Raw genomic sequence first — 23,265 nt, 5'->3', positions numbered from 1 at the left:
GCGGCCGGACCGCGTGCCAACGTTCATAGGGAGAACAGCCGTTCGGTCAGCGAACACCGCCGGACACCCGTCGGGCGCAGCCCGCAGCCTCCCGGGAGGACCCCGCACACTCCCGTCTGGACCGGGGCCGCACGGGGAACGAGGAGGTCGCAGATGCGTACCCAGGTCGGCATCGTCGGCGCCGGGCCGGCGGGACTCATGCTGTCGCACCTGCTGCACCGGCAGGGCATCGACTCGGTGGTGCTGGAGACCCGCAGCCGCAGCCACGTCGAGCAGCGGGTCCGGGCCGGCGTCCTCGAACAGGGCTCGGTCGACCTGCTCTGCCGCACCGGTCTCGGCGAGCGGCTACGCCGGGAGGGACTGCGGCACGAGGGCATCGAGCTGCGCTTCGCCGGTGAGTCGCACCGGGTGCCGATGACCGAGCTGACCGGCCGGGCGATCACCGTCTACGGTCAGCAGGAGGTGGTCAAGGACCTGATCGCCGCCCGGCTCGCGGCCGGCGGCGCGCTGCTGTTCGACGCCGACGTCGTCCGGCTGACCGGGCTCGACTCCGACGCGCCGGTCGTCCACTACCGACGCGAGGGGCGTGCGGAGGAGCTGCGCTGCGACTTCGTGGCCGGCTGCGACGGGTTCCACGGGGTGAGCCGGGCCGCGGTGCCCGAGGGGGTGCTGACCAGCTACGAACGGGCGTACCCCTTCGCCTGGCTCGGCGTGCTGGCCGCCGCCGCGCCCGCGGTGCGGGAACTCGTCTACGCCCACCACGACCGGGGTTTCGCCCTCTACAGCATGCGCTCACCGGAGGTCTCCCGGCTGTACCTCCAGGTCGCGGCGGACGCGGACGTCGCCGACTGGCCGGACGCACGGATCTGGACGGAGCTGCGGACCCGGCTGGAGACGGTGCCGGGCTGGTCGCTCACCGAGGGGCCGGTGCTGGAGAAGTCCGTCACCCCGATGCGCAGCTTCGTGGTCGAGCCGATGCAGTGGGAACGGCTGTTCCTGGCCGGCGACGCGGTGCACATCGTCCCGCCGACCGGCGCGAAGGGCATGAACCTGGCGCTGGCCGACGTCGCGCTGCTCGGCGAGGCGTTCGCCGCCTGGTACGGCCACGGGCGGGCCGACCTGTTGGCGGGCTACTCGGCCACCGCGCTGCGCCGGGTCTGGCGGGCGCAGCACTTCTCCTGGTGGATGACCTCCATGCTGCACCGGCTGGCGACCGACGACCCGTACGAGGCGAAGCTGCAGACCGCCACCCTGCGGTACGTCGCCACCTCCCGCGCCTACGCCACCAGCCTGGCAGAGAACTACGTGGGTCTGGCCGAGGTCTGACCACCGTGGACCCGCCCGGACGGGGGCACGGCCACCCCGGTGGCCGTCGCGCCCCGCCCACCGCCGTCCGGGTACGCGCCGGAGCGACGCCACCACGACACAGCGTTGTTCAACTCATTCATGACGGGCGTCAGAAATTATTGACTTTCGATGCCGTGGTGGCCGACCATGGCCAGCACGGCGGCGTGCGTCCCCACGCCGCGACCGGTCTCCCGCAGCACCGTTCCCCCGCAGCTCTGCTCCCCCCGCAGCACCGCTTCCCCGCAGCACCGCTCCCCCGCAGCTCTGCTCCCCCCCGCAGCACCGCTTCCCCGCAGCACCGGTCCCCCGCAGATCAGAGGCGTACCGCCGACTTCCGACGCACCCCACCACCCCCGCCCAGGAAGGGCCTCGTCAATGAAGAAGGTCATGGCTCTCGGGCTGATCGCCGTCACCGCGATCGCCCTCACCGGATGTACCGACTCCGACGCGTCCAGCCCGTCCCCGCAGGCCTCGGGTGACCTGCGCAAGGTCCGGGTCGCGGCGCTGCCCATCACCGAGACCGCCGCGCTGTGGGGTGGCATCAAGGCGGGGATCTTCGCCGAGCGCGGGCTCCAGGTCGAGGTGCTGCCCGCCCAGGGCGGCGCCCAGGCCATCCCCGCGCTGATGAACGGCGACATCGACTTCGCCATCGGTCAGCCCTTCGGTCCGTTCCGGGCCGACCTGCAGAAGCTCGGCGTCGTCATCATCGGCAACTACGCCTCCTCGTACGCCGACGGCGACGACATCAACGCCGTGGTGGCCTCGGCGAAGTCGGGCATCCGGCGGCCGGCCGATCTGGCGGGCAAACGGGTCGCGGTCAACAGCCTGGGCGCGGCCGGCGACGTCACGATCATGGCGGCGGTGGAGAAGGACGGCGGCGACCCGACCAGGATCAAGTTCGTCGAGGTGGCCTTCCCGGACGCGCCGGCCCAGCTCGCGGCGGGCAACATCGACGCCGCCTGGGTGCCGGAGCCGTTCGTCACCCAGCTGAAGAGCCGGGGCGACACCTTCGTCGTCGCGCCCTACCAGGCGGTCGTGCCCGGCCTGGCCACCCTCACCACGATCACCACCACCGAACGCACCGACAAGGACGCCGCACTGGTCGAGGACTTCTCGGCGGCGATGAAGAAGACCCTGGAGTGGGCCGGCGACCCGGCCAACGAGCCGGCCGTCCGGCAGGCCATCAAGGACAACCTGCAGCTGCCGCCGCCGGTGGCGGAATCGGTCCGGCTGCCGGCGTTCGGTTGGGACGTCGACCGGGCGAGCCTGCAGAAGCTCGCCGAACTCGCGCAGAAGTACCGGGTACTCGACCGGCAGCCCGATCTCGACCGCCTCGTCCACCAGCAGTAGCCGGCGGGCCGCCCGCCCGGCCCCGGGCGGGCGGCGTCGTCCGCGCCACCACGGAGGTGACATGCGCGTGCCCCCCACCCGACGCCTTGGCACGGCACGCAGGGCGCTGCTGGGCGGCCTCGGCCTGGCCGGCTTCCTCGTCTGCTGGCAGGCGGTCCCCACGCTGGGCCTGGTCGACCCGCAGTACCTGCCCCGGGTGACCGACGTGCTCGCCCGGCTGGCCGAGCAGCTCGTCGACCTCGCGTTCTGGCGGCGACTGGGCAGCACCATGACGTCGTGGGCGATCGGGGTGACGGTGGCCACGGTCGCCGCCGTCGTCCTCGGCACGGTCGTAGGGCTGGTGCCGTTCCTGCGGCGCGCGACCCACACGACGGTGGAGTTCCTACGTCCCATCCCGTCGGTCGCCCTGATCCCGCTCGCCGTGCTGATGTTCGGCATCCAGCGCGAGGCCGCCCTGGTGATCATCGTCTACGCGTCGTTCTGGCAGGTGTTCGTGCAGGTGATCTACGGGGTCGCCGACGTCGACGCGGTCGCCCGGGACACCGCCCGCAGCTTCGGGCTGCGCCGCCGCGAGCGGTTGACCCACCTCGTCCTGCCGACCGCCCTGCCGTACCTGATGACCGGGCTGCGGCTCGCCGCGGCGGTGGCGCTCATCCTGGCCGTCACCGCGGAGATGGTGATCGGCAACCCCGGCCTCGGCCGCATGATCGAGCTGTCCCGGTCCGCCGGGGACGCCGTCGGCCTGTACGCCCTAGTCGTGGTCACCGGCCTGCTCGGGCTGGCGGTGAACCTGGTCTTCCGGTTCGTCGAGCGGCGGACGCTGTCCTGGCACCAGTCGGTACGGGGCGAGGAGACGCCGTGACCGGGCACGGAACCGCCGGCCGACCGCCCCGGCGCGGGACCGGCGGCCGGCTGGCGGTGGGCCTGCTGCACGCCCTCGGGCTGCCGCTGCTGCTCCTGGTGCTCTGGGGCCTGGTGGCGACGAGGGCGACGAACCGGTTCTTCCCCGACCCGGTGACCATCGCCGACGCCTTCGTCGACACCTGGATCGGGCCGGCGTTCACCGGGGACGTGCTGCCGAGCCTCGCCCGGCTCGGCCTCGGCCTGGGCGCGTCGATAGTGCTCGGCACCGCCGCCGGGACCGTCATCGGCCTGACCCGGTGGCTGCGCGAGCTGCTCGAACCCCTGCTGGAGTTCCTCCGGGCCATCCCGCCGCCGGTGCTGATCCCGGTGATGATGCTCCTGCTCGGCATCACCGGCACCATGAAGGTCGTGGTGATCGTCTCCGGCGCGGTCTGGCCGATCCTGCTGAACACGATCGAGGGGGTCCGGTCCACCGACAGCGTCATGACGCAGACCGCGCGGTCGTTCCGGGTCACCTGGTGGGAACGGCTGTGGTTCCTGGTGCTCCCGGCCGCCAGCCCACGGATCATGGCCGGGGTCCGGCAGGCCCTCTCGGTCGGCCTCATCCTGATGGTCATCTCCGAGATGTTCGCCTCGTCGGCCGGGCTCGGCTACCGGATCGCCTACTTCCAGCGCAACTACCTGGTCGCCGAGATGTGGAGCGGCATCCTGCTGCTCGGGCTGGTCGGCGTGCTGCTCGCGGTGGTGTTCGGTCTCGTCGAACGGCGCGTCCTGCGCTGGTACCACGGAATCAGGGAGGTCAACCGTGTCTGACCGGCGCACCCTGCTGCGGGTGGAGCACCTGCGCAAGGTCTACCAGTCCCCCACCGGCGACGTCGAGGCGATCGGGGACCTCAGCTTCACCATGGACGCCGGTGAGCTGGTCTGCATCGTCGGGCCGTCCGGGTGCGGCAAGACCACCCTGCTGAAGTGTCTCGCCGGTCTGCTGCGGCCCACCGGCGGGGTGGTCGAGATGCACGGGGCCCCGGTGACCGGCCCGAGCCCCGCCATGGCGGTGGTGTTCCAGGAGTACGGGCGCAGCCTCTACCCGTGGCTGACAGTACGCGGAAACGTCGAGCTGCCGCTGCGGCACAAGAAGCTCTCCCGCGCCGCGCGCGGCACACTGGTCGCCGACGCGCTCGACGCGGTCGGCCTGGGGCACGCCGCGCGCAGCCACCCGTGGCAGCTCTCCGGCGGGATGCAGCAGCGGGTGGCGATCGCCCGGGCCGTCGCCTACCAGCCCGAGGTCCTGATCATGGATGAGCCGTTCGCCGCCGTCGACGCGCAGACCCGGGCCGACCTGGAGGATCTGGTCCGCGAGCTGCACGCCCGCCGGGAGATGTCGATCCTGTTCGTCACCCACGACATCGACGAGTCGGTGTACCTGGGCGAGCGGGTGCTCGTGCTCTCCCACGCCCCGACCCGGGTCCGGGAGGACCTGACTGTCGACCTGCCGCCGGAGCGCGACCAGATCACCACCCGCGCCCTGCCCCGCTTCACCGAGCTGCGTACGCGCGTCTACGGCGAGATCCAGCGGGCCAAGCGCGGGCAGCCGGCGGACCGGTCCGCGCCGTGAGCGACGCCCGGACGACGAACGCACCGAGAGGGACAGCCGTGGGTCGGCGTCAACCGAAGCAGCTGCTGCTCGCCTTCTTCGGCGAGCACGTGGTCGACGACGCCACCGGGCCGATCCGGGCGAGCGTCCTGATCACGGTGCTGGAGGGGGCGGGGGTCGCCGCACCGGCGACCCGGGCCACCCTCGACCGGCTCGTGCGCAGCGGCGTCCTCGCCCGGGGCCGCAGCGGCCGGGAGACGCTGTTCGCGCTGACCGAGCACGGGACGGCGGTGCTGCGCGAGGCGACCCACCGGGTACGCGGGCCACGGCCGTTCGACCCGCAGGGCGGCGGCTGGACGCTGGTCACCTTCTCGATCCCCGAGGACCACCGCAGGTTGCGGCACCGGCTGCGGTCCACTCTCACCTGGGAGGGTTTCGCGCCGATCCGCGACGGGCTGTGGCTGGCACCCGGCGAGGTCGACCTGGCCGGTTCGCTGGAGCCGCTGCGGCAGGATCTCGCACCGCACGCCGTGGTCGCCTTCCACGCCCGGGAGCTCGCCGGCTTCCCGATCGGCGGGAGCGTCCGCGCCGCCTGGGACATCGAGGCGATCCGCCGGGAGCACCTGGCGTTCATCGAGCGGTGGGCGGACCCGGCCGCGACGGCCACGGCGACGAGCGCCCTCACCGTACGGACGATGCTGGTGGCGGACTGGCTCGCCCTGCTGCGGGCCGACCCCCGGCTGCCGGCGGAGTTCATGGACGCGCAGTGGCCGGCCGCGCGGTCGGTGGAGACCTACCGCCGGGCGCACCGCGCGCTGGCCCAGGCGTCCACGGCGGAGTTCGCCGCGCTCGCCGCGGCCCGGCCCACGGTCAGCCGGCGAACCGGGCCCGCAGCTCCGCCTTCCGCACCTTCCCCGACGCGGTCCGCGGCAGCTCGTCCACGATGACCACGTTCTTCGGCAGCTTGTAGCGGGCGATCCTGCCGTCGAGGTACGCGCGCACGGCGTCGGTGTCCACGGCGGCCCCCTCCCGGACGGTCACGATCGCCCACGGCACCTCACCCCAGCGGTCGTCCGGCACCCCGATGACGGCCGCCGAGACCACTCCGTCGATCTCGCCGAGCAGCAGTTCGAGCTCGGCCGGGTAGATGTTCTCGCCACCCGAGATGATCATGTCCTTGAGCCGGCCGGTGACGTAGAGGCAGCCGTCGGCGTCCAGGTGGCCCAGGTCGCCGGAGCGGAACCACCCGTCGGGCGTGAACGCCTCGGCGGTCGCCGCCGGCAGGCCGTGGTAGCCGGGGAAGACGTTGGGACCGGCCACCTCGATCTCGCCGACCGCACCGGCGGGCAGCACGGCACCGGTCGGGCCGGTGATCCGCACGTCGGTGAAGAAGTGCGGCAGGCCGACGCTGCCCTGCTTGGCCCGGGTCAACGCGGGCGGCAGCGCGGTCGCGCCCGGCGACGCCTCGGTCATGCCGTACCCCTGCGAGAAGGACAGCCCCCGCGCCTCGTACGCGTCCAGGATGCGGGTCGGCACCGCCGAACCGCCGCAGGTCAGCTTGGCCAGCGTGGACAGGTCGGTCGAGGCCCAGGCGGGATGGTCGGCCAGCAGCTGGTAGGTGGTCGGCACGCCGCTGAGCATGGTGACGCCGTGCCGGGCGATCCGGGCGAGCGCCCGCCCCGGCTCGAAGCCCCGCTCGACGACCATCGTGGCGCCCTTGAGGATGACCGGCAGGGCGCCCATCCCCAGCGAGGCCACGTGGAACAGCGGCGAGATCATCAGCGCCACGTCGGTCGAGACGACGTCGTAGTCGACCACGCAGTTGAGCGCGACCCAGGTGAGGTTGCCGTGGGTCAGCACCGCGCCCTTGGCCCGACCGGTGGTGCCCGAGGTGTAGACGATCGCCGCCGGGTCCGCCAGGCCCGGGTCGGCCCGGCCGGTGCGCTCCGGGTCGGCCTCCCGCACCAACGCGGCCAGCCCCGGCCGGTCCGGGGTGCCCTCGCCGGTGACCACCACCTGCCGGACCCGGGCGGCCGGCAGGGCGGTGGCCACCGACGCCGCGAACTCCGGGTCGTGGACCAGCACCCGGGCGTCGCAGTCCGCCAGGAGGTAGCCGATCTCGGGGGGCGCCAGCCGGGTGTTCACCGGCACGAACACCGCACCGAGTCGGGCCGCCGCGAACATCACCTCCAGGAACTCCGGGCTGTTCTCGCCCAGGTAGGCCACGGCGTCGCCGACGCCGACGCCGTGTTCCCGCAGCACCGCGCCGACGCGGTCCACCGCGTCGGCGAACTGGGCGTACGTGACGGTGGACCCCTCGCCGTGGATCAGGGCGACCCGGTCCGGGGACGTGAGCCGGCGCTTGGCCACCCACGCGCCGATCCCGTGCTGGTGCATCAGCAGCCTCCTGGTGGTGGTGTGCGCGGCCGGCCCGGACGCCCCCCAAGGGGTTCAGGCGGGAAGGACGCCCCCCGGCTCAGGCGTGGAAGCGGTACAACCCCCGCGCGACGACCGCCGGCTTGGCCACGCCCTCGATCTCGATGGTCTGGTCGACGGTGAGCTGGTAGCCGTCGCGCACCCCGGTCACCTCGGCGACGGCGGCCCGCATCCGCACCCGCGCCCCGACCACCACCGGCGCGGGGAAGCGCACCCGGTCGAGCCCGTAGTTCACCTTCGTGGACACGCCCTTGACCTCGAGCAGCTCGGTCCAGAACGGCACGGCCAGCGACAGCGTGAGGAAGCCGTGCGCGATCGGTGCGCCGAACGGCCCGGCCGCCGCCCGCTCGGGGTCGACGTGGATCCACTGGTGGTCGTCGGTGGCGTCGGCGAACAGGTTCACCTGGTCCTGGGTGACCGTCCGGTACCCGGTGTGCCCCAGATCGGTGCCGGCGAGGTCGGGGAGCTGGTCGTAGCTGATGGTCGTGGTCATGGTGCTTCCTCTCGTCGTTCCCCGGCGAGGCCCAGCAGCCGGACCGCGTTGTCCTTGAGGATGCCCGGGAGCACGTCCGGCCTGAGGTCGGTGGTCGTGACGTCGCGCAACCACCGGTCGGGGGTGAGCAACGGGTAGTCGGTGCCGAAGAGCACCCGGTGCCGGAGCACCGAGTTGGCGTGCCGCACCAGCTCTGCCGGGAAGTACTTCGGGCTCCAGCCGGACAGGTCGATCCAGGTGTTGGGCTTGTGCGTGGCCACCGACAGCGCCTCGTCCTGCCAGGGCACCGACGGATGGGCCATGACGATCTGGAGGTCCGGGAAGTCGGCCGCCACCGGGTCGAGCAGCATCGGGTTGGACAGGCCGAGCCGCAGGCCGTGACCGCCGGGGGTGCCCGCGCCGATGCCGGTCTGCCCGGTGTGGAAGATCGCCGGGAGCCCGGCCCGCTCGATCAGGCCCCACAGCGGGGCGTACTCGTCGCGGCCGGGGTCGAAACCCTGGACGGTGGGGTGGAACTTGAAGCCGCGTACCCCTTCCTCGGTGATCAGCCGGTCGGCCAGTTCGAGGGCCGCCCCGCCGGTGCGCGGATCGACCGACCCGAAGGGGATGAGCACGTCGGCGTGCTCGGCGGCGGCCCGGGCGATGTCGACGCTGGACAGCGGCGGGTGCCTCAGCTGGGTGCCCGCGTCCACGGTGAAGACGACGGCGGCCATGGCGCGCTCGCGGTAGTACCGCGCCACCGCGTCGACCGCCGGCCGGGGTCCGTCCGTCCGGAAGTACCTCGACGCCGCCGCCACCAGCGGTTCGGGCAGCGAGGTGTGACCGTGGTCGTCGACCTCGATGTGCACGTGCATGTCGATCGCCGTGACGGTGGCCAGGTCGATCGCGGGCTGGTACATCGGCGGCAGCCTCCGTCGGGCGGGTCCGTGGTCCGGCGGGCCGGGGGTCGGTTCGCGGGCCGGGTGGGTCAGGGGGTGGCCGGCTGGAACTGGGCGGGCAGCTCCGGGAAGCGTTCGCCGACACTCTGCGTCGCCCCGGCGAACGTCGCCGGCCAGGCCTGCACCAGCGCGTCGTACGTCCAGCCGCCCTCCCGGTAGGCGGTCACCGCCGCCTCCGGATGGGTCCAGATCTGGAGCCGGTCACCGCCGACCCCGATCACCTGCCCGGTCACCTGGGCCGCCGCGTCGGAGCCGAGGAAGGCGACCAGCCCCGCGACGTCGGCGGCGGTGCCGAAGCCGAGATCGTGCCGGAAGAACGCCGGCATCGGGTCGCCGTCCGCCTCGGCGCGTACCGCCGCGGCGAAGTAGGGGACGGTGGCGGTCATCGCGGTGGCGGCGACCGGGACGACGGTGTTGGCGGTGATGCCGGCCCGCCTCAGCTCCAGCGCCCAGGTGCGGACCATGCCGACGATGCCCGCCTTGGCCGCCGCGTAGTTGGTCTGGCCGAAGGTGCCGCGCTGGCCGGTGGGCGACCCGATGCAGATGATCCGGCCGCCCCCGCCGGCCTGCCGCATCTGCCGCACCGCCTCGCGCACGGTGGTGAAGGTGCCGCGCAGGTGCACGTTGACCACGGTGTCGAAGTCGTCGTCGCTCATCTTCCACAGCACCGTGTCGCGCAGCACGCCGGCGTTGGTGACCACGATGTCCAACCGCCCGAAGTGCTCCACCGCGGCGCTGACGAGTACCTCCGCCGTCGCGGTCGGGCCGACCGGTGCGGTCACCGCGACGGCCCGGCCACCGGACGCCTCGATCGCCGCCACGGCACCGGCGGTGGCCTCGGCGTCGACGTCGTTGACCACGACGGCCGCGCCGCGCCGCGCCAACTCCTGGGCGTAGGCGAGACCGAGCCCCCGCCCGGATCCGGTGACGATGGCGACTTTGCCGTCCAGTGACATGGGCACTCCCTTTCGTCGATGCGATCTGAGCACGGACCGTTGAGAATGTCAATTATTCGGGATGCTTGCTACCATCGCGCCATGTCCCCTGTCGACAGGACCCGGTCGACCGGACGCGACCGGCTCCGGGACAGCGTGCTCGCCGGGGACCTGAGCTTCCTGCTGGCCCGCGCCAACGCCCTGGCCCTCGCCGCGGCGAACGCCGCGCTCGCCGAGCACGGGTTGAAGGCCCGTTCCTACTCGGTGCTCGCCCTGGCCGCCGACGACGTCCGCCCGACCCAGCGGGAACTCGCCGAGTTCCTGCGGCTCGACCCCAGCCAGGTCGTCGCCCTCATCGACGGGCTGGCCCAGCGGGCACTGGTGGAGCGCCGGGCCGACCCCGCCGACCGCCGGGCCAACGTGCTGGTCGCCACCGACGCCGGCCGGGAACTGTTCGCCCGCGCCCAGGACAGCGTCCGCGCCGTGGGGCTCGGCTCGCTGCCCGCCGTGACGCCCCGGGAACACGAACGGCTGGCCCGCCTGCTGCGACTGCTCGCCTTCCCCGACTGACGGCCGGAGCCGTCACCGCGCCCGACGCTCAGCGGTACCTGCCGCCCAGCGCCCGGGAGAGCACCCGGCCCGCCGCCTGGACGAGCGGGGCCAGCGCCAACGGATCCGCCCGGTCGTGGGCGACCACCAGCGAGATCGCCGCCACCACCCCCTCCGCCGCACGGATCGGGGCGGCCACCGACAGGGCGTCCATGGTGACCTGCCGGTCGCTGACCGCGTACCCGACCCGGCGCACCTCGGCCAGACAGCGGCGCAGCCGCGCCGGGTCGGTGAGGGTCAGCGCGGTGTAGCGCTCCAGCGGCGCGGCCAGCACCCGCTCCTGGACCCCGGCCGGCGCGTGCGCGAGCAGGACCAGCCCGACCCCGGTGGCATGCAACGCGAAGCGGCCACCCACCCTGGTGAGCACGGGCACCGCGTGCCGCCCGGCGATGCGTTCGATGAAGACGAGTTCGAGATCCTGCCGGACGGCGAGCTGGACGTTCTCGTGGGTCACCTCGTACAGGTCCTCCAGCACCGGCAGGGCCACCTCCCGCAGCCCCAGCCCGCGTGGCGCGAGCGAGCCCACCTCCCACAGCCGCAGGCCGATCCGGTACCGCCCGTCGTCGCCGCGCTCCAGCGCCCCCCAGGCGAGCAGTTCGGCGACCCGGCGGTGCACGGTGGACAGCGGCAGGCCGGTGCGCCGGGCCAGCTCGCTCAGCGTCAGCGCCGGACCGGCCGGGGTGAACGCGTCGAGCAGCGCCAGCACCCTGCTGGTCACCGACCGTCCCGGTTGCCCGCGCACCCCGCCCTCCTCCCCGCCGCCGACGGCGGCTCACAGCTCCAGCACCAGCCGGGGCGTACGGGCCCGGGAGACACAGATCAGCATGACGTCCCCGGCGGCCCGTTCCGCGGCGCCGAGCAGGCTGTCGCGGTGCTCCGGCACCCCGGCCAGCACCGGGGTCTCGCAGGTGCCGCAGGTGCCCTGCCGGCACGACGACAGCACCGGCACGCCGGCCTCCTCGACGGCCCGCAGGATCGAGGTGCCCGGGGGCACGGTCACCGTACGCCCGGACAGCGCCAGCTCGACCTCGAACGCCGTCGCCGGCCCGCCGTCGTCGGTCGTCCCCGCTGGTCCGCCGTCGCCGTCGATCGTCGTCGCCGGCCGGCCGTCGTCGCGCGGGGCGAACCGCTCGACGTGCAGGCAGCCGGGCGGCCACCCACGGCAGTGCTCCTCCACCGCCGTGACCAGGGATTCCGGGCCGCAGCAGTAGACCGTGCCGACGTCGGGACCGGCCAGCACGGCGGCCAGGTCGAGCAGCCCGGTCTCGTCCTGCGGGTACAGGCTCACCCGGCCGCCGTAGCGCTGCCGCAGGGTGGTGGCGAAGGCCATGGTGGCCCGGCTGCGTCCGCCGTACACCAGTCGCCAGTCGGCGCCCGCGGCGTCGGCGGCGGCCACCATCGGCCGGATCGGGGTGATGCCGACGCCACCGGCGACGAAGAGGTAGCGCCGGGCCGCGACCAGCGGGAAGGTGTTGCGGGGGCCGTGCACCCGGACGGTCGCGCCGACGGTGAGCCGCTCGTGGGCCAGCCGGGAACCCCCGCGCCCGGCCGGCTCACGCTGCACGGCTATCCGCATCGTGGTCCGCTCCTCCGGGTCGCCGCACAGCGAGTACTGACGGACCAGTCCCGGCCCCAGCTCCAGGTCGACGTGCGCGCCCGGGGTCCAGCCGGGCAGCTCACCGCCGTCCGGGCGGCCCAGGGTGAGCGCCACCACCTCCGTCGCCACCCGGTCGCGGGCCACGACCGTCAACTCCAGCCCGGCCACCGCCTCCCCGGCCGGCTCCTCGTCCGTCACCGCCTCCCCGGCCACCGCCTCTTCGGTCACGCCCGCACCGCCGGTCGGTTCCCCGCCGACGCCACCGGTCGGTCCCCCGCCGGCACCGCCGGTCGGTCCCCCGCCGACGCCACCGGTCGGTCCCCCGGCACCGCTGGATCCTGGTGGTCCCGCGGATGGCCGAGCAGCCACTCCCACAACGCGACCGGCTCGACGGCGACCCGCTCCGCGCCGCAGTGGCAGACCCCGCGCAGCGTGTCCGTGCCCGGCAGCCAGTGGATCCGGTGGACGCGGTCCCCGGCGGGCGTCCCGGCCGGAGCGGAGGTCACCGGGGCGCTCCCACCGTTGCGGACCCGACCATCCGGGCCAGCAACCGCCGGGCGGCCAGGCCACCGGTGTCGATGTTGATGCTCAGCTCCCGGTAGCCGTCAGGCTCGGCGGCGATCACCCGCTCCAGGATGTTGAGCGCCGCCACGTCCTGCATGACCACGGTGTGGTTGCTCTGGTGGAGGTACTCGCTGACCGACTCGTCGTCGACCGCGAAGTCACGCGCCACCGCCCAGAAGTCGTACGTGCTGTGCGCGGTCGACGGGGTGATGGCGTACACGATCTCGGCGTGGAAGGCCTGGCTGTCCGCCCCCTCGGCGGGCGGCAGCACCCCCTGCGGTGCGATCCGGCTGTGCAGCAGGTAGAGGCAGGGCGGGTGGTACTCGATGTCCTGCCAGCGGGTGATCCGGCCCTGGATCCCGGTCGAGCGGGCGTAGAACGGCGGGCACTCGGCGTCGTCCATGTGCCGGCTGACGTAGACGATGGCCCGGTCCTCGTCCACCTCGGTGGTGATCGGGGTGTCCGCCACCTCCGGCGTGCCGATGTGACCGCCGTGCAGGTAGGTCTCGTGCGACAGGTCCAGCAGGTTGTCGACCAGCAGCTCGTACCGCGCGTCCAGCGGGGCCATCCCGCGGACCACCGCGTACCCGGGGTCGGCCAGCCACGGCGCGCGCGGGATGGCCGCCGGGTCGGCCCGGTCCGGGTCGCCGATCCAGACCCAGACGAAGGTGTCCTGCTCCACCACCGGGTAGGCGGCGACCCGCGCGGTCCGCGGGATGCGCTGCTGACCGGGTACGAGGACGCACGCGCCGGTCGGGTCGTAGGTGAAGCCGTGGTAGCCGCAGACGACCGTGTCGCCGTCGAGCCGGCTCCGCGACAACGGGTAGCGCCGGTGCACGCACCGGTCGGCGAGCACCACCGCCTGCCCCGCCCCGTTGCGGTAGAGCACCAACGGCTCGTCGAGCACGGTGCGGGCGAGCAGCCCCCGGCCGACCTCGTCGCTGTGGGCCGCCACATACCACTGGTCCCGGGCGAACGCCATCCGACTGACCTCCTTCTCGACGAGGGTCGATGTCACCGCATCATCCCGTGCGGTGTGGGCAGCGGGGACGGCGTCTTCCACTGGATGGAAGGTGGGCGACCCGGACGGCGGGCCTCCGGCCCGGTCCCCGTCCCGCCGACAAGGGCGGGGGCCGGCGGAACCCGGGGGCCGCCGGCTCCGCCCGGGCACGATACCGGCATTGGTCTGACGTCTACCCGTTCCCACGCACCGGCCCCTCGGCACGGGACAACCGTGCAAGATGCGCAGCGCGGGAATGGCAGGCATTGACGTTGACCATTGTAAACTCTAACGTCTGATGTATCGACGCCGGGCGGGTCATCCTCCACGCACGACACCCACCACCCGTCCCGCCCCAGCAGGCGCGCGGACCACGCCCGGGGAAACGGAGAGACCCAATGAACCACAGACAGCTGCTCAGCGCGGGGTTGACGGTGCTGCTCGGCGCGACGGCCGCCCTCGCCGCCGGCTGCGGTGACCGGGACGGCGACGGAGCCGCGGGGGGCGGCCGGGCGCTGATCGGGGTCGACTACCCGCGCTCCGACACCGACTTCTGGAACTCCTACATCAGGTACGTGCCGCAGTCCGCCGACGAACTCGGGGTGGACCTCAAGACCACCAACTCGCAGAACGACATCGCGAACCTCATCTCGAACGCCCAGACCTTCATGAGTCAGGGCGTCAAGGGGGTGGTGATGGCCCCGCAGGACACCGCCGCCGTCGCGCCGACGCTGAGCCAGCTGGAGAGCCGCAAGATCCCGGTGGTCACCATCGACACCCGCCCCGACACCGGCACGGTGTTCATGGTGGTCCGCGCCGACAACCGGGCCTACGGCACCAAGGCCTGCCAGTTCCTGGGCAGCAAGCTCGGCGGTCGGGGCAAGGTCGTCATGCTCCAGGGTGGCCTGGACTCGATCAACGGGCGGGACCGCACCGAGGCGTTCAAGGAGTGCATGGCCAAGGACTTCCCCGGCATCACGGTGTTCGGTGAGGCGACCGACTGGAAGGCCGACGTGGCGGCGTCGAAGCTGCAGACCCGGTTCGCCTCCGACCCGGACGTCAAGGGCATCTACATGCAGTCCTCGTTCGCCCTGTCGGGCACCCTGCAGATCCTCAAGCAGCGCGGCCTCCAGGTGCCGCCGACCGACCCGAAGCACGTCTTCGTCGTCTCCAACGACGGCATCCCCGAGGAGCTGAAGAACATCGGCGACGGCCTGATCGACGCCACCGTCAGCCAGCCCGCGGACCTCTACGCCCGGTACGGGCTGGAGTACGCCAAGGCGGCGATCGAGGGCAGGACGTTCCAACCCGGCCCCACCGAGCACGGCAGCACCATCATCCGGGTGCGCGAGGGCCTGCTCGAGGACCAGCTTCCCGCACCGCTGGTGACGTTGGACGGCGCACCGGTCGGCGGCCAGCCCACGGTGAAGTTCGACGACACGTCGCTGTGGGGTCGTCAGGGATGAGTGCCACCGCGCCCCGCCCGGACGGCGGGCCGGTCGACGACGACCCGCCGGTCGTCGAGGCCGTGGAGATCACCAAACGGTTCGGGTCCACCCTCGCCCTGTCCCGGGCCGAGATCACCGTCCGCCGTGGTGAGGCGCACGCCCTGGTGGGGCGCAACGGCGCCGGCAAGTCGACGCTGGTGAGCATCCTCACCGGGTTGCAGGCCGCCGACGGCGGGGCGGTGGCCTTCGCCGGGCGGCCGGCGCCCCCGCTGGGCGACCGCGACGCCTGGCGACAGCGGGTGGCGTGCGTCTACCAGAAGTCGACGATCATCCCGACCCTGACCGTGGCGGAGAACCTGTTCCTGCACCGGCACGCGCGCTCCCGCAGCGGCCTGATCCACTGGTCGCGGCTGCGCCGGGAGGCCGAACAGCTGCTGGCGGACTGGTCGGTCGACGTCGACGTGCGCCAGCCGGCCTCGGCGCTCTCGGTCGAGCAGCGGCAGTTCGTGGAGATCGCCCGCGCGTTGTCCTTCGGCGCGCGGTTCATCATCCTCGACGAACCGACCGCCCAGCTCGACGCGGCGGGCATCAACCGCCTGTTCACCCGGATCCGGGACCTGCGGGCGCACGGCGTGACGTTCCTGTTCATCAGCCACCACCTCCAGGAGATCTACGAGTTGTGCGACCGGGTCACGGTCTTCCGCGACGCCCGGCACATCGTCACCGCGCCGGTCGCCGCGTTGAGCCGGCAGGCGCTGGTCGCCGCGATGACCGGGGAGGACGTGACGATGCCGGTGGCCGACCACCGGCCGCCGACGGCCGACGCGCCGGTGCTGCTCGCGGTACGCGACCTGGTCACCGCGTCCGGTGCCGAGCTGTCGCTGGAGGCCCGGGCGGGCGAGGTCGTCGGCCTGGCCGGCAGCGGGGGCAGCGGCAAGGTCGAGGTCGCCGAGGCGATCGTCGGTCTCGCCCGTCCGGCCGGCGGCACGGTCACCCTCGCCGGCCGCGTGCTGCGGCCGGGCAGTGTGCCCGACGCCCTCGCCGCCGGTGTCGGGCTGGTGCCGCAGGACCGGCACCGGGAGGGTCTGGTGCCGTCCCTGTCCGTCGCGGAGAACGTCACGATGACGGTGCCGCACCGGGTCGGGCGGTACGGCCTCATCTCGTCGGCCCGCCGCGACGCCCTGGCCCGGCGGACGATCGCCGACCTGACGATCAAGGCGGCCGGCCCGCAGGTGCCGGTCTCCGAGCTGTCCGGCGGCAACCAGCAGAAGGTCGTCATGGGCCGGGCGCTGGCCAACGACCCGCGGTTGCTGGTGCTCGTCACGCCCACCGCCGGGGTCGACGTGCGGGCCAAGCAGACCCTGCTCGGGGTCGTCGAGGACGTGCGACGGCGGGGCGCCGCGGTGCTGGTGGTCTCCGACGAACTCGACGACCTGCGCATCTGCGACCGGGTGCTGGTGATGTTCCAGGGTCGGGTGGTCGGCGAGCTGGCCCACGGCTGGCGCGACAACGATCTGGTAGCCGCCATGGAAGGGGTGGACCTCCACCATGTCTGAGACGCTGTCCACCGGGAAGGCGTCGCCTCCGGCGCCGCCACCGACCCGCCCGCCGTCGCGGCACCTGGCGCTCGCCCGGCTGCGCGACCTGGCGCTGGTGCCGGCGATCGTCGCGGTGGCGATCGTCGGGTGGATCATCAGCCCGGTCTTCCTCAGCGCCGACAACGTCGTCAACGTGCTGCAGAGCATGTCGGAGATCGCCATCCTGGTGCTGGCCCAGACCATCGTGCTGATCACCGGCAAGATGGACCTCTCCCTGGAGTCCACCTTCGGGCTCGCCCCGGGCATCGCCGCCTGGCTGGTCGTCGACCCCGCGCTCACCCGGGGGCTGGGGCTCGGCCTGCTCCCGGACGCCTGGGCGGTGCCGGTGGTGCTGCTGGTCGGCGCCCTGGTCGGGGCGTTCAACGGGCTGCTCATCGTCCGGTTCGGCCTCAACGGCTTCATCGTGACGCTGGGCATGCTGATCATCCTGCGCGGGCTGCTCACCGGGATCTCCGGCGGGCAGACCTTCTTCGCGCTGCCCGGGTCGATGACGTATCTCGGCTCCACCAGCTGGGTCGGGATACCGGCCTCGATCTGGCTGTCGCTGCTGCTGTTCGCCGTCGGGATCGTGGTCCTCGGTTACACCCGTGCCGGCCGGTCGCTGTACGCCATCGGCGGCAACGTCGACGCGGCCCGCGCCGCGGGCATCCGTACCGACCGGGTGCTGTGGATCGCGCTCGTCGTGGCCAGCGTGCTCGCCGCCCTCGCCGGGCTGCTGATCAGCGGCCGGCTGGCGGCGGTGCCGGCGGCCCAGGGCGACGGCGCGATCTTCCAGGTCTTCGCGGCGGCGGTGATCGGCGGCGTCAGCCTCAACGGCGGCAAGGGCAGCGTCTTCGGCGCCTTCACCGGCGTCCTGCTGCTCTTCATGATCATCAACGTGCTGACCCTGGCCGGGGTGCCCGCGCAGTGGACGAACTTCCTCAACGGCGCGGTCATCCTGGTCGCCCTGGTGGTGTCGCGCATCACCGGCGGCAGGGCACAGACCTGAACCCGCGCGGTCCGTCGGCCGGACCCGCGAGCCACGCCCACGAGTCGGGCGGCAGACCGACAACCGTTCCCCACCCAGGAGTCCCGTTGACTGAGCGCATCTCGTCGGTAGAGACGATCGACGTACGCTTCCCCACCTCCGTCCACCGGGACGGATCCGACGCGATGAACCCGTTCCCCGACTACTCCGCCGCCTACGTCGTCCTGCGGACCTCGGCCGGGGCGGAGGGGCACGGATTGGTCTTCACCGTGGGACGCGGCACCGAGATCCAGGTCGCCGCCGTCCGGTCGCTCGCCGCGATGGTGGTCGGCCAGCCGGTCGACGAACTGACCGCCGACCCGGGCGCGCTCGCGCGGCGGCTCGTCGGCGACAGCCAGATCCGCTGGCTGGGACCGGAGAAGGGGGTCGTGCACATGGCCGCCGGGGGCCTGGTCAACGCGGTGTGGGACCTCGCGGCCCGGCGGGCAGGCAAGCCACTGTGGAAGCTGCTGGCCGACCTCACCCCGGAACAACTGGTCGGCCAGATCGACTTCCGCTACCTGCGCGACGCGCTCACCGAGGACGACGCGCTCGCCCTGCTGCGTCGGGCCGGCGACGGCCGGGCCGACCGCGAACGCCGGCTGCGGGCCGAGGGCTATCCGGCCTACACCACGACCCCGGGCTGGCTGGGCTACGACGACGAGAAGCTGGCCCGGCTCTGCGCGGAGGCGGTGCGGGACGGCTACCGACTGATCAAGCTGAAGGTGGGCGGGAACCTCGCCGACGACGTACGTCGGATGGGCATCGCCCGGCGGGCCGTCGGGCCGGAGATCCGCCTCGCCGTCGACGCCAACCAGATCTGGGGGGTGCCCGAGGCGATCCGGTGGATGCGCGAACTCGCCGTGTTCGACCCGTACTGGATCGAGGAGCCGACGTCGCCGGACGACGTGCTCGGGCACGCCGCCGTCCGCGCGGCGCTCGCCCCGATCCGGGTGGCCACCGGCGAGCACGTGCACAACGCGGTGATGTTCAAACAACTGCTCCAGGCCGACGCGGTCGACGTGGTGCAGATCGACGCCTGCCGGGTCGCCGGGGTCAACGAGAACCTGGCGATCCTGCTGCTCGCCGCGCGCTTCGGGGTGCCGGTCTGTCCGCACGCCGGTGGGGTCGGGTTGTGCGAGCTGGTACAGCACCTGGCGATGTTCGACTTCGTGGCGCTCAGCGGCAGCACCGACGACCGGGCCATCGAGTACGTCGACCACCTGCACGAGCACTTCGTCGACCCGGCGCGGGTCAGCGCAGGGCGGTACCTGGCCCCCACCGCACCGGGGATGAGCGCGGAGATCCTGCCGGCGTCCCTGGCCGCCTTCCGCTTCCCGGACGGCCCACAGTGGGCGGTGGCGGCGGCCGGAGCGTCGACCGGGTGAGACCCGGCCGCCGGCTGCTCCCGGCACGGCCCGGCTGCTCCGGGCACGGCCCGGCTGCTCCGGGCCGCCGGGGTGGTCAGGCGTCGGCCGCCTGGGCCGCGAGCACGGTGCGCAACCACGCCTCGGAGGTGTTGACGTGGATCAGCGCACTCGCCTGGGCGAGCAGTTGGTCGCGTGACCGCAGCGCCAGATAGATCGCGTGATGTTCGTCGATCGTCTGGTGCGCCGAGTTGCCCTCGATCAGCCCCCGCCACACCCGGGCGCGCAGGGTACGGCTGGACAGGCCGTCGAGCAGTGAGGTGAGGGTCTCGTTGCCGGTGGTCGCCACGACGGTGTGGTGGAAGGCCGCGTCGAACCCGATCAGCTTCTCCGCGTCGTCGGCCGCGGCCCGCATCTCCGCCAGGATGTGCCGGAGTTCGTCGAGCCTGGCCTCGGTCATCCGCAGCGCCGCCAGCCCGGTCGCCATCGGCTCCAGCATCCGGCGTACCTCCATGACCTCCAGCAGGGTGTCGTCGCGCAGCAGCTCGACCGCGACACCCAGGCCCTCCAGCAGCAGCCGGGGGGCGAGGCTGGTGACGTACGTCCCGTCGCCGCGGCGTACGTCGAGCACCCGGGCCGATTCGAGCACCTTGACCGCTTCCCGGACGCCGCTGCGGGACAACCCCATCTGCGCGGCCAACTGCGGCTCCGGGGGGAGACGCGCGCCCGGCGGCAGCTCACCGCTGGAGATCATGCTCCGGATTCTGGCGATCGCGTCGTCGGTCAGTGCCATCCACGTCCCCCTCTGGCCGACCCGTCGAGCCCCGTCAGGACAGTTCGACCGGCTGGGGCGGGTCTCACCAATATAGAGAACACCCGCTGCTCCCCCCGCCGCCGAGGTCGGGGGCGGGGTAGGCGGGCGGGCCGCTCCCCCGCCCGCGCCGGGAACCTGGCCGGTCGTCAGGTCGGCGACCGGATGAGCGCTTCCGGCGGTGCGGAGGTGGTGGGGCGGGTGGTGGGGGCGGGTGCCGCACTGCGCGGGGGCACCTGGATCGACACTCCCGGCCTGTCCTGGACGGGCGGCCAGCGCCCGTCCAGGACAGGTGGTGTTCAGGAGGCGGTGCAGACCGGGGTCAGGCCGCTGGCGGCGCCGGTGCCCTGGAAACCGAACTCGGTGTACTGGCCGGCGTTGACCGAGCCGTTGTAGTTGACGTTGCTGAACTGCACGCTGCCGCTGGTGCCGGTGCGGTTGGCGTTCCACACGCTGGTCACCGCCGCGCCGGAGGGCAGCGTGAGCTGGACGTTCCACCCGCTGATCGGCGAGCTGCCGGCGGTGACCCGCACGGTGGCGACAAAACCGCCGGTCCACGAGTTCAGCGAGACCGTGGCCGTGCAGCCCGTGGCCGGCGGGGGCGTGGTCGGCGGAGGCGTGGTCGGCGGAGGCGTCGTCGGGGGCGGAGTGGTCGGCGGGGGCGTCGTCGGGGGCGGAGTGGTCGGCGGGGGCGTGGTCGGCGGCGGGGTGGTGGTGGGCGGCGGAGTGGTGGTGCCGCGGCCCTTGTTCAGCTCGTCGAGCACGGCGTAGTACGCCGACTTCTTCTGGTAGTTGCCGTTGCCGCCGGTGAACAGCAGGCCCCGCTCCGAGGAGCGCCACGACTCGCTGTCGGAGATGCCCCAGACGGTGATGCCGGTGCACTTCGCCACGTTCAGGCAGGCCCGGACGACCTTGCGGTAGTTCTCCGCCTGGCCGGCGCCGATGTCGTTGTTGCTCAGGTCGTCGTCGATGTCCACCTCGGAGAGGTGCACCTCGACGCCGAGGTCGGCGAAGCGCTGGATGTTGGCCTGGAGGTCGTCGCTGATGATGCTGTTCGGGTTGTCGTTGAAGTGCGACTGGAACCCGACGCAGTCGATGTACTGCCGGTAGGTGCGGACGATGTCGTACAGCGCGTTGGCCTTGCGGTTCGGGCCACCGCCCTTGACGGTCAGCCCCTCGACGTCGTAGTCGTTGATGCAGAGCTTGGTGGAGTAGCCGCCGGCCTGCACGACCTGCTTGGCCCGGATGAACGAGTCCCGGATGACGTCGGTGTCGCCGGCGTCGAAGTAGTCACCGTCGCCGTTGGCGTCCCGGTTCATGGTGTGCGGCCACTGGTTGCGGCGGCGGCCGGTGTTGTTGTCCTCCAGCGACTCGTTGACCACGTCCCAGTAGGCGATCTTGCTGCCCCACCGGTTGATGGCGTTGCCGATGAAGGTGTTCAGCGTCGACTGACTCGCGCCCTGCAGCGCGCCGGCCTGCGAGTGCCACACCAGCGTGTGCCCCCGGACCACCATGTTGTTGCTCTGCGCGTGGTTGACCAGCTGGTCCGCGCCGCTGGTGTTCTGCAGCCCGCCGCTCGACGTGGCGATGCGGTCGGGCTTCATGTCGTTCTCGGGGGTCAGCTGGCCGAATTCCTGGGCGAGGATCGGGTAGAGCCGGTTGGGTGAGGACGCGGTGCCGAAGAACAGCCCGGCCTTGGCCGCCGCGGCCCGCAGCGTGGTTTCCGCGGCGGCGGCCGGGGCGGTGGACTGGATCGTCACCGCGCCGCCGACCAGCAACAACATCGCTGCCGGTAGCGCCAACCGGCGTACTCTCCTGCGCTGCCTCTGGCTGCTACTCACGGGGCCTCCCTGCCATCCGGTGCCAACAATCGATGCATGTGTATTCCTATCGAAGGGTCAGTATCGATACCGGTCGGCCACACTGTCAACAACTTTCGGAAATGTTCCGGAAAACTCCTGGCCCGCCGGGGACAGCGTTTGCGCAGGTGGGGAGCAGGGGGTCGGGTGCCATCCGGCCGGGGTCGGCGGGTGACGGACGAACACACCGATCGTCCGGGCCGCCGGGGTCGAAACATTCGAAAGCCCGCCACCGGGCCGCCCGTACGACAGCACCGGGCCGGCACCGCAACGGCCGGCACCGCCCGGGCCGGCACCGCAACGGCCGGCACCGCACCGGGCCGGCGGGGATACTCGGCTGATGACGTGGAAGGTCGTCCTCGGCATCGCCGTCGCGCTCGCCGCCTCCTGGGCGGCGCTGACGATCGGCCTGCTGTTGGTGCGGCCGAAGGGTTCCCTGCTCGCCGAGGCGATCCGGATCCTGCCCGACCTGCTGCGGACGCTACGCCGCCTGGCCGCCGACCCCGACCTGCCGACCGGCGTGCGGGTACGGCTCTACCTGCTGATCGCCTACCTGGCCAGCCCGGTCGACCTGATCCCCGACGTCATCCCGCTGCTGGGCTACGCCGACGACGCCATCGTGGTGGCGGCCGTGCTGCGCTCCGTGGTCCGCCGCGCCGGCATCGACGCCGTGCGACGGCACTGGCCGGGCAGCCCGGACGGCTTCGCCGCCGTGTGCCGGCTCGCCGGCATCCCCCGCACCCCGCCCGCCTGACCCGGCCCGACAACAACCCGACCGCACCGGGTCCGGCTGCCGTCGCAGGCGGCCGGGCGGCACCGCCCTCCCCGGTGCACCCGGCCGGCCGGGTTTCGCCGCCGGCCGTCCCCGGGTAGCGCAGGGGGCGTGAACCGCGATCTCGTCACGGCCCTGCTGGCGGTCTGGGAACTGCCCGAGTTCCGCAGCGGGGTGCACCACCTCGTCGATCTCGACGAGGTGGCGGTGCTGCTGGCCGCGCTGTCCGCCCCCGGGCACGACCGCGCGGTGGAGCGCGGCCTGCTCGGCCTGCTGCGGTCCGGCCTGGACACCACCGAGATCCGGGAGGCGGTGCTGCTGGTGCTGGAGCGCGACGAGGTGCGCCGGCCGCTCGTCGCGGCGGTCACGGCGTCGCTGGCCAGCCGGCCGGGTCGGGCGGCGGCCATCGCCTCGGCGGCCGAGGATCCCGAGGTACGGCGCGGAGTACGGGCGGTGCTCGACAGCGCCGGCGTGCGCGAGCTGGTCTGGCAGGCGGTGGAGCGGCAGGTCGACGACGACCGGGGCGGCGTGGTCCGCCGGGCGGTGGTGCTGTTCGTCCGGCACCCGAGCGTCCCCCGCCTCACCTGGGCGCTGCGCCGCCACGGTGTGCTGCGCGAGCTGCGCCGCACCTCCGCCGGCCGGGAACCCGGCTGAGCGCCACCCGCGACCGGCCCGCC

23 protein-coding genes are annotated in these 23,265 nt (G+C 73.1%); 13 read left to right on the top strand and 10 right to left on the bottom strand.

Translation table 11 applies throughout. The annotated features are described in order from the left end of the window. Window positions 1–153: 153 nt before the first annotated feature. From GA0070623_RS00690 to GA0070623_RS00665, 6 genes are all read left to right on the top strand, one after another. A complete protein-coding gene (locus tag GA0070623_RS00690) occupies window positions 154–1,326 on the top strand; it encodes a 4-hydroxybenzoate 3-monooxygenase (RefSeq protein ID WP_067313922.1) in 1,173 nt (390 codons plus the stop codon). A 408-nt stretch (window positions 1,327–1,734) separates the two neighbouring features. Next, window positions 1,735–2,697, top strand: a complete 963-nt coding sequence (locus GA0070623_RS00685; protein WP_231932611.1) for an ABC transporter substrate-binding protein — start codon at window positions 1,735–1,737, stop codon at window positions 2,695–2,697. Window positions 2,698–2,758: 61 nt separating this feature from the next. Further along, window positions 2,759–3,559: an ABC transporter permease gene (locus tag GA0070623_RS00680; RefSeq protein WP_067312226.1), complete on the top strand. Its 801-nt coding sequence runs from the start codon at window positions 2,759–2,761 to the stop codon at window positions 3,557–3,559. Next, window positions 3,556–4,374, top strand: coding sequence for an ABC transporter permease (locus GA0070623_RS00675; protein WP_084261469.1), 819 nt, complete (start codon window positions 3,556–3,558; stop codon window positions 4,372–4,374). Before GA0070623_RS00680 ends, GA0070623_RS00675 begins: the two co-directional genes overlap by 4 nt. Continuing rightward, a complete protein-coding gene (locus GA0070623_RS00670; protein WP_067312223.1) occupies window positions 4,367–5,176 on the top strand; it encodes an ABC transporter ATP-binding protein in 810 nt (269 codons plus the stop codon). Before GA0070623_RS00675 ends, GA0070623_RS00670 begins: the two co-directional genes overlap by 8 nt. Window positions 5,177–5,214: 38 nt before the next feature. After that, window positions 5,215–6,102, top strand: a complete 888-nt coding sequence (locus tag GA0070623_RS00665) for a PaaX family transcriptional regulator (protein WP_231932610.1) — start codon at window positions 5,215–5,217, stop codon at window positions 6,100–6,102. Here GA0070623_RS00665 and GA0070623_RS00660 read toward each other — a convergent pair. The 4 genes from GA0070623_RS00660 to GA0070623_RS00645 all read right to left on the bottom strand — a co-directional run bounded on the left by GA0070623_RS00660 (window position 6,026) and on the right by GA0070623_RS00645 (window position 9,978). Next, window positions 6,026–7,552 (bottom strand): acyl-CoA synthetase, encoded by a 1,527-nt coding sequence (locus tag GA0070623_RS00660; RefSeq protein ID WP_067312217.1) that lies wholly within the window; start codon window positions 7,550–7,552, stop codon window positions 6,026–6,028. The genes GA0070623_RS00665 and GA0070623_RS00660 overlap by 77 nt on opposite strands. A 79-nt stretch (window positions 7,553–7,631) precedes the next feature. Next, on the bottom strand, window positions 7,632–8,084 hold the full coding sequence (locus tag GA0070623_RS00655; RefSeq protein WP_067312214.1) for a MaoC family dehydratase: 453 nt from the start codon (window positions 8,082–8,084) through the stop codon (window positions 7,632–7,634). After that, complete coding sequence (locus GA0070623_RS00650; protein WP_067312211.1) at window positions 8,081–8,983, bottom strand: amidohydrolase family protein; 903 nt, start codon at window positions 8,981–8,983, stop codon at window positions 8,081–8,083. Before GA0070623_RS00650 ends, GA0070623_RS00655 begins: the two co-directional genes overlap by 4 nt. Before the next feature lie 68 nt (window positions 8,984–9,051). Next, a complete protein-coding gene (locus GA0070623_RS00645; RefSeq protein ID WP_067312207.1) occupies window positions 9,052–9,978 on the bottom strand; it encodes an SDR family oxidoreductase in 927 nt (308 codons plus the stop codon). A gap of 81 nt (window positions 9,979–10,059) precedes the next feature. Here GA0070623_RS00645 and GA0070623_RS00640 point away from each other — a divergent pair, with 81 nt between their 5' ends. Then, window positions 10,060–10,527, top strand: coding sequence for a MarR family winged helix-turn-helix transcriptional regulator (locus GA0070623_RS00640; RefSeq protein WP_067312204.1), 468 nt, complete (start codon window positions 10,060–10,062; stop codon window positions 10,525–10,527). A gap of 28 nt (window positions 10,528–10,555) precedes the next feature. Here the strand turns inward: GA0070623_RS00640 and GA0070623_RS00635 are convergent, their stop codons facing one another. Genes GA0070623_RS00635 through GA0070623_RS00620 form a run of 4 tightly spaced genes read right to left on the bottom strand, consistent with a single transcriptional unit; the run spans window position 10,556 to window position 13,745 of the window. Continuing rightward, complete coding sequence (locus GA0070623_RS00635) at window positions 10,556–11,284, bottom strand: IclR family transcriptional regulator (RefSeq protein WP_269458969.1); 729 nt, start codon at window positions 11,282–11,284, stop codon at window positions 10,556–10,558. 54 nt (window positions 11,285–11,338) lie between these two features. Next, window positions 11,339–12,391 (bottom strand): PDR/VanB family oxidoreductase, encoded by a 1,053-nt coding sequence (locus tag GA0070623_RS00630; protein ID WP_331715196.1) that lies wholly within the window; start codon window positions 12,389–12,391, stop codon window positions 11,339–11,341. Further along, complete coding sequence (locus GA0070623_RS31300; RefSeq protein ID WP_067312201.1) at window positions 12,388–12,669, bottom strand: hypothetical protein; 282 nt, start codon at window positions 12,667–12,669, stop codon at window positions 12,388–12,390. The genes GA0070623_RS00630 and GA0070623_RS31300 overlap by 4 nt, the downstream gene beginning before the upstream one ends. Next, window positions 12,666–13,745, bottom strand: coding sequence for an aromatic ring-hydroxylating dioxygenase subunit alpha (locus GA0070623_RS00620; RefSeq protein ID WP_231932609.1), 1,080 nt, complete (start codon window positions 13,743–13,745; stop codon window positions 12,666–12,668). The genes GA0070623_RS31300 and GA0070623_RS00620 overlap by 4 nt, the downstream gene beginning before the upstream one ends. 380 nt (window positions 13,746–14,125) lie before the next feature. On the opposite strand from GA0070623_RS00620, the gene GA0070623_RS00615 reads away from it, so the two are divergent. The 4 genes from GA0070623_RS00615 to GA0070623_RS00600 all read left to right on the top strand — a co-directional run bounded on the left by GA0070623_RS00615 (window position 14,126) and on the right by GA0070623_RS00600 (window position 19,167). Further along, window positions 14,126–15,193: a sugar ABC transporter substrate-binding protein gene (locus GA0070623_RS00615; protein WP_067312193.1), complete on the top strand. Its 1,068-nt coding sequence runs from the start codon at window positions 14,126–14,128 to the stop codon at window positions 15,191–15,193. After that, window positions 15,190–16,731 carry a sugar ABC transporter ATP-binding protein gene (locus GA0070623_RS00610; RefSeq protein ID WP_067312190.1) on the top strand — a complete coding sequence of 514 codons (1,542 nt, stop codon included), beginning with the start codon at window positions 15,190–15,192 and terminating at the stop codon, window positions 16,729–16,731. Before GA0070623_RS00615 ends, GA0070623_RS00610 begins: the two co-directional genes overlap by 4 nt. Beyond that, a complete protein-coding gene (locus GA0070623_RS00605; protein ID WP_067312187.1) occupies window positions 16,724–17,761 on the top strand; it encodes an ABC transporter permease in 1,038 nt (345 codons plus the stop codon). Before GA0070623_RS00610 ends, GA0070623_RS00605 begins: the two co-directional genes overlap by 8 nt. 86 nt (window positions 17,762–17,847) lie before the next feature. Beyond that, window positions 17,848–19,167, top strand: coding sequence for an enolase C-terminal domain-like protein (locus GA0070623_RS00600; protein ID WP_067312183.1), 1,320 nt, complete (start codon window positions 17,848–17,850; stop codon window positions 19,165–19,167). Window positions 19,168–19,243: 76 nt separating this feature from the next. On the opposite strand, the gene GA0070623_RS00595 is transcribed toward GA0070623_RS00600, so the two are convergent. Both GA0070623_RS00595 and GA0070623_RS00590 read right to left on the bottom strand, forming a co-directional pair. Further along, window positions 19,244–19,939, bottom strand: a complete 696-nt coding sequence (locus GA0070623_RS00595; protein WP_067312180.1) for a FadR/GntR family transcriptional regulator — start codon at window positions 19,937–19,939, stop codon at window positions 19,244–19,246. A 317-nt stretch (window positions 19,940–20,256) separates the two neighbouring features. Next, complete coding sequence (locus GA0070623_RS00590; RefSeq protein ID WP_089003847.1) at window positions 20,257–21,798, bottom strand: endo-1,4-beta-xylanase; 1,542 nt, start codon at window positions 21,796–21,798, stop codon at window positions 20,257–20,259. A 358-nt stretch (window positions 21,799–22,156) separates the two neighbouring features. On the opposite strand from GA0070623_RS00590, the gene GA0070623_RS00585 reads away from it, so the two are divergent. Both GA0070623_RS00585 and GA0070623_RS00580 read left to right on the top strand, forming a co-directional pair. Then, window positions 22,157–22,570 (top strand): YkvA family protein, encoded by a 414-nt coding sequence (locus GA0070623_RS00585; protein ID WP_067315784.1) that lies wholly within the window; start codon window positions 22,157–22,159, stop codon window positions 22,568–22,570. Window positions 22,571–22,699: 129 nt separating this feature from the next. Then, entirely contained in the window at window positions 22,700–23,242 is a 543-nt protein-coding gene (locus GA0070623_RS00580; RefSeq protein WP_089003846.1) for a hypothetical protein, read from the top strand. Window positions 23,243–23,265: the final 23 nt, after the last annotated feature.

This window comes from Micromonospora rifamycinica, from assembly GCF_900090265.1.
GTDB lineage: Bacteria > Actinomycetota > Actinomycetes > Mycobacteriales > Micromonosporaceae > Micromonospora > Micromonospora rifamycinica.
Note: the sequence above shows the minus strand (reverse complement) of the source record. Positions and strands in the feature narration are given on the sequence as shown.

What these genes read in the sequence shown, in the direction of transcription:
- GA0070623_RS00690 (WP_067313922.1), top strand. Translation starts at nt 154, where the DNA reads ATGCGTACCCAGGTCGGCATCGTCGGCGCCGGGCCGGCGGGACTCATG.
- GA0070623_RS00685 (WP_231932611.1), top strand. Translation starts at nt 1,735, where the DNA reads ATGGCTCTCGGGCTGATCGCCGTCACCGCGATCGCCCTCACCGGATGT.
- GA0070623_RS00680 (WP_067312226.1), top strand. Translation starts at nt 2,759, where the DNA reads ATGCGCGTGCCCCCCACCCGACGCCTTGGCACGGCACGCAGGGCGCTG.
- GA0070623_RS00660 (WP_067312217.1), bottom strand. Translation starts at nt 7,552, where the DNA reads ATGCACCAGCACGGGATCGGCGCGTGGGTGGCCAAGCGCCGGCTCACG.
- GA0070623_RS00655 (WP_067312214.1), bottom strand. Translation starts at nt 8,084, where the DNA reads ATGACCACGACCATCAGCTACGACCAGCTCCCCGACCTCGCCGGCACC.
- GA0070623_RS00650 (WP_067312211.1), bottom strand. Translation starts at nt 8,983, where the DNA reads ATGTACCAGCCCGCGATCGACCTGGCCACCGTCACGGCGATCGACATG.
- GA0070623_RS00645 (WP_067312207.1), bottom strand. Translation starts at nt 9,978, where the DNA reads ATGTCACTGGACGGCAAAGTCGCCATCGTCACCGGATCCGGGCGGGGG.
- GA0070623_RS00640 (WP_067312204.1), top strand. Translation starts at nt 10,060, where the DNA reads ATGTCCCCTGTCGACAGGACCCGGTCGACCGGACGCGACCGGCTCCGG.
- GA0070623_RS00615 (WP_067312193.1), top strand. Translation starts at nt 14,126, where the DNA reads ATGAACCACAGACAGCTGCTCAGCGCGGGGTTGACGGTGCTGCTCGGC.
- GA0070623_RS00610 (WP_067312190.1), top strand. Translation starts at nt 15,190, where the DNA reads ATGAGTGCCACCGCGCCCCGCCCGGACGGCGGGCCGGTCGACGACGAC.
- GA0070623_RS00605 (WP_067312187.1), top strand. Translation starts at nt 16,724, where the DNA reads ATGTCTGAGACGCTGTCCACCGGGAAGGCGTCGCCTCCGGCGCCGCCA.
- GA0070623_RS00595 (WP_067312180.1), bottom strand. Translation starts at nt 19,939, where the DNA reads ATGGCACTGACCGACGACGCGATCGCCAGAATCCGGAGCATGATCTCC.
- GA0070623_RS00585 (WP_067315784.1), top strand. Translation starts at nt 22,157, where the DNA reads ATGACGTGGAAGGTCGTCCTCGGCATCGCCGTCGCGCTCGCCGCCTCC.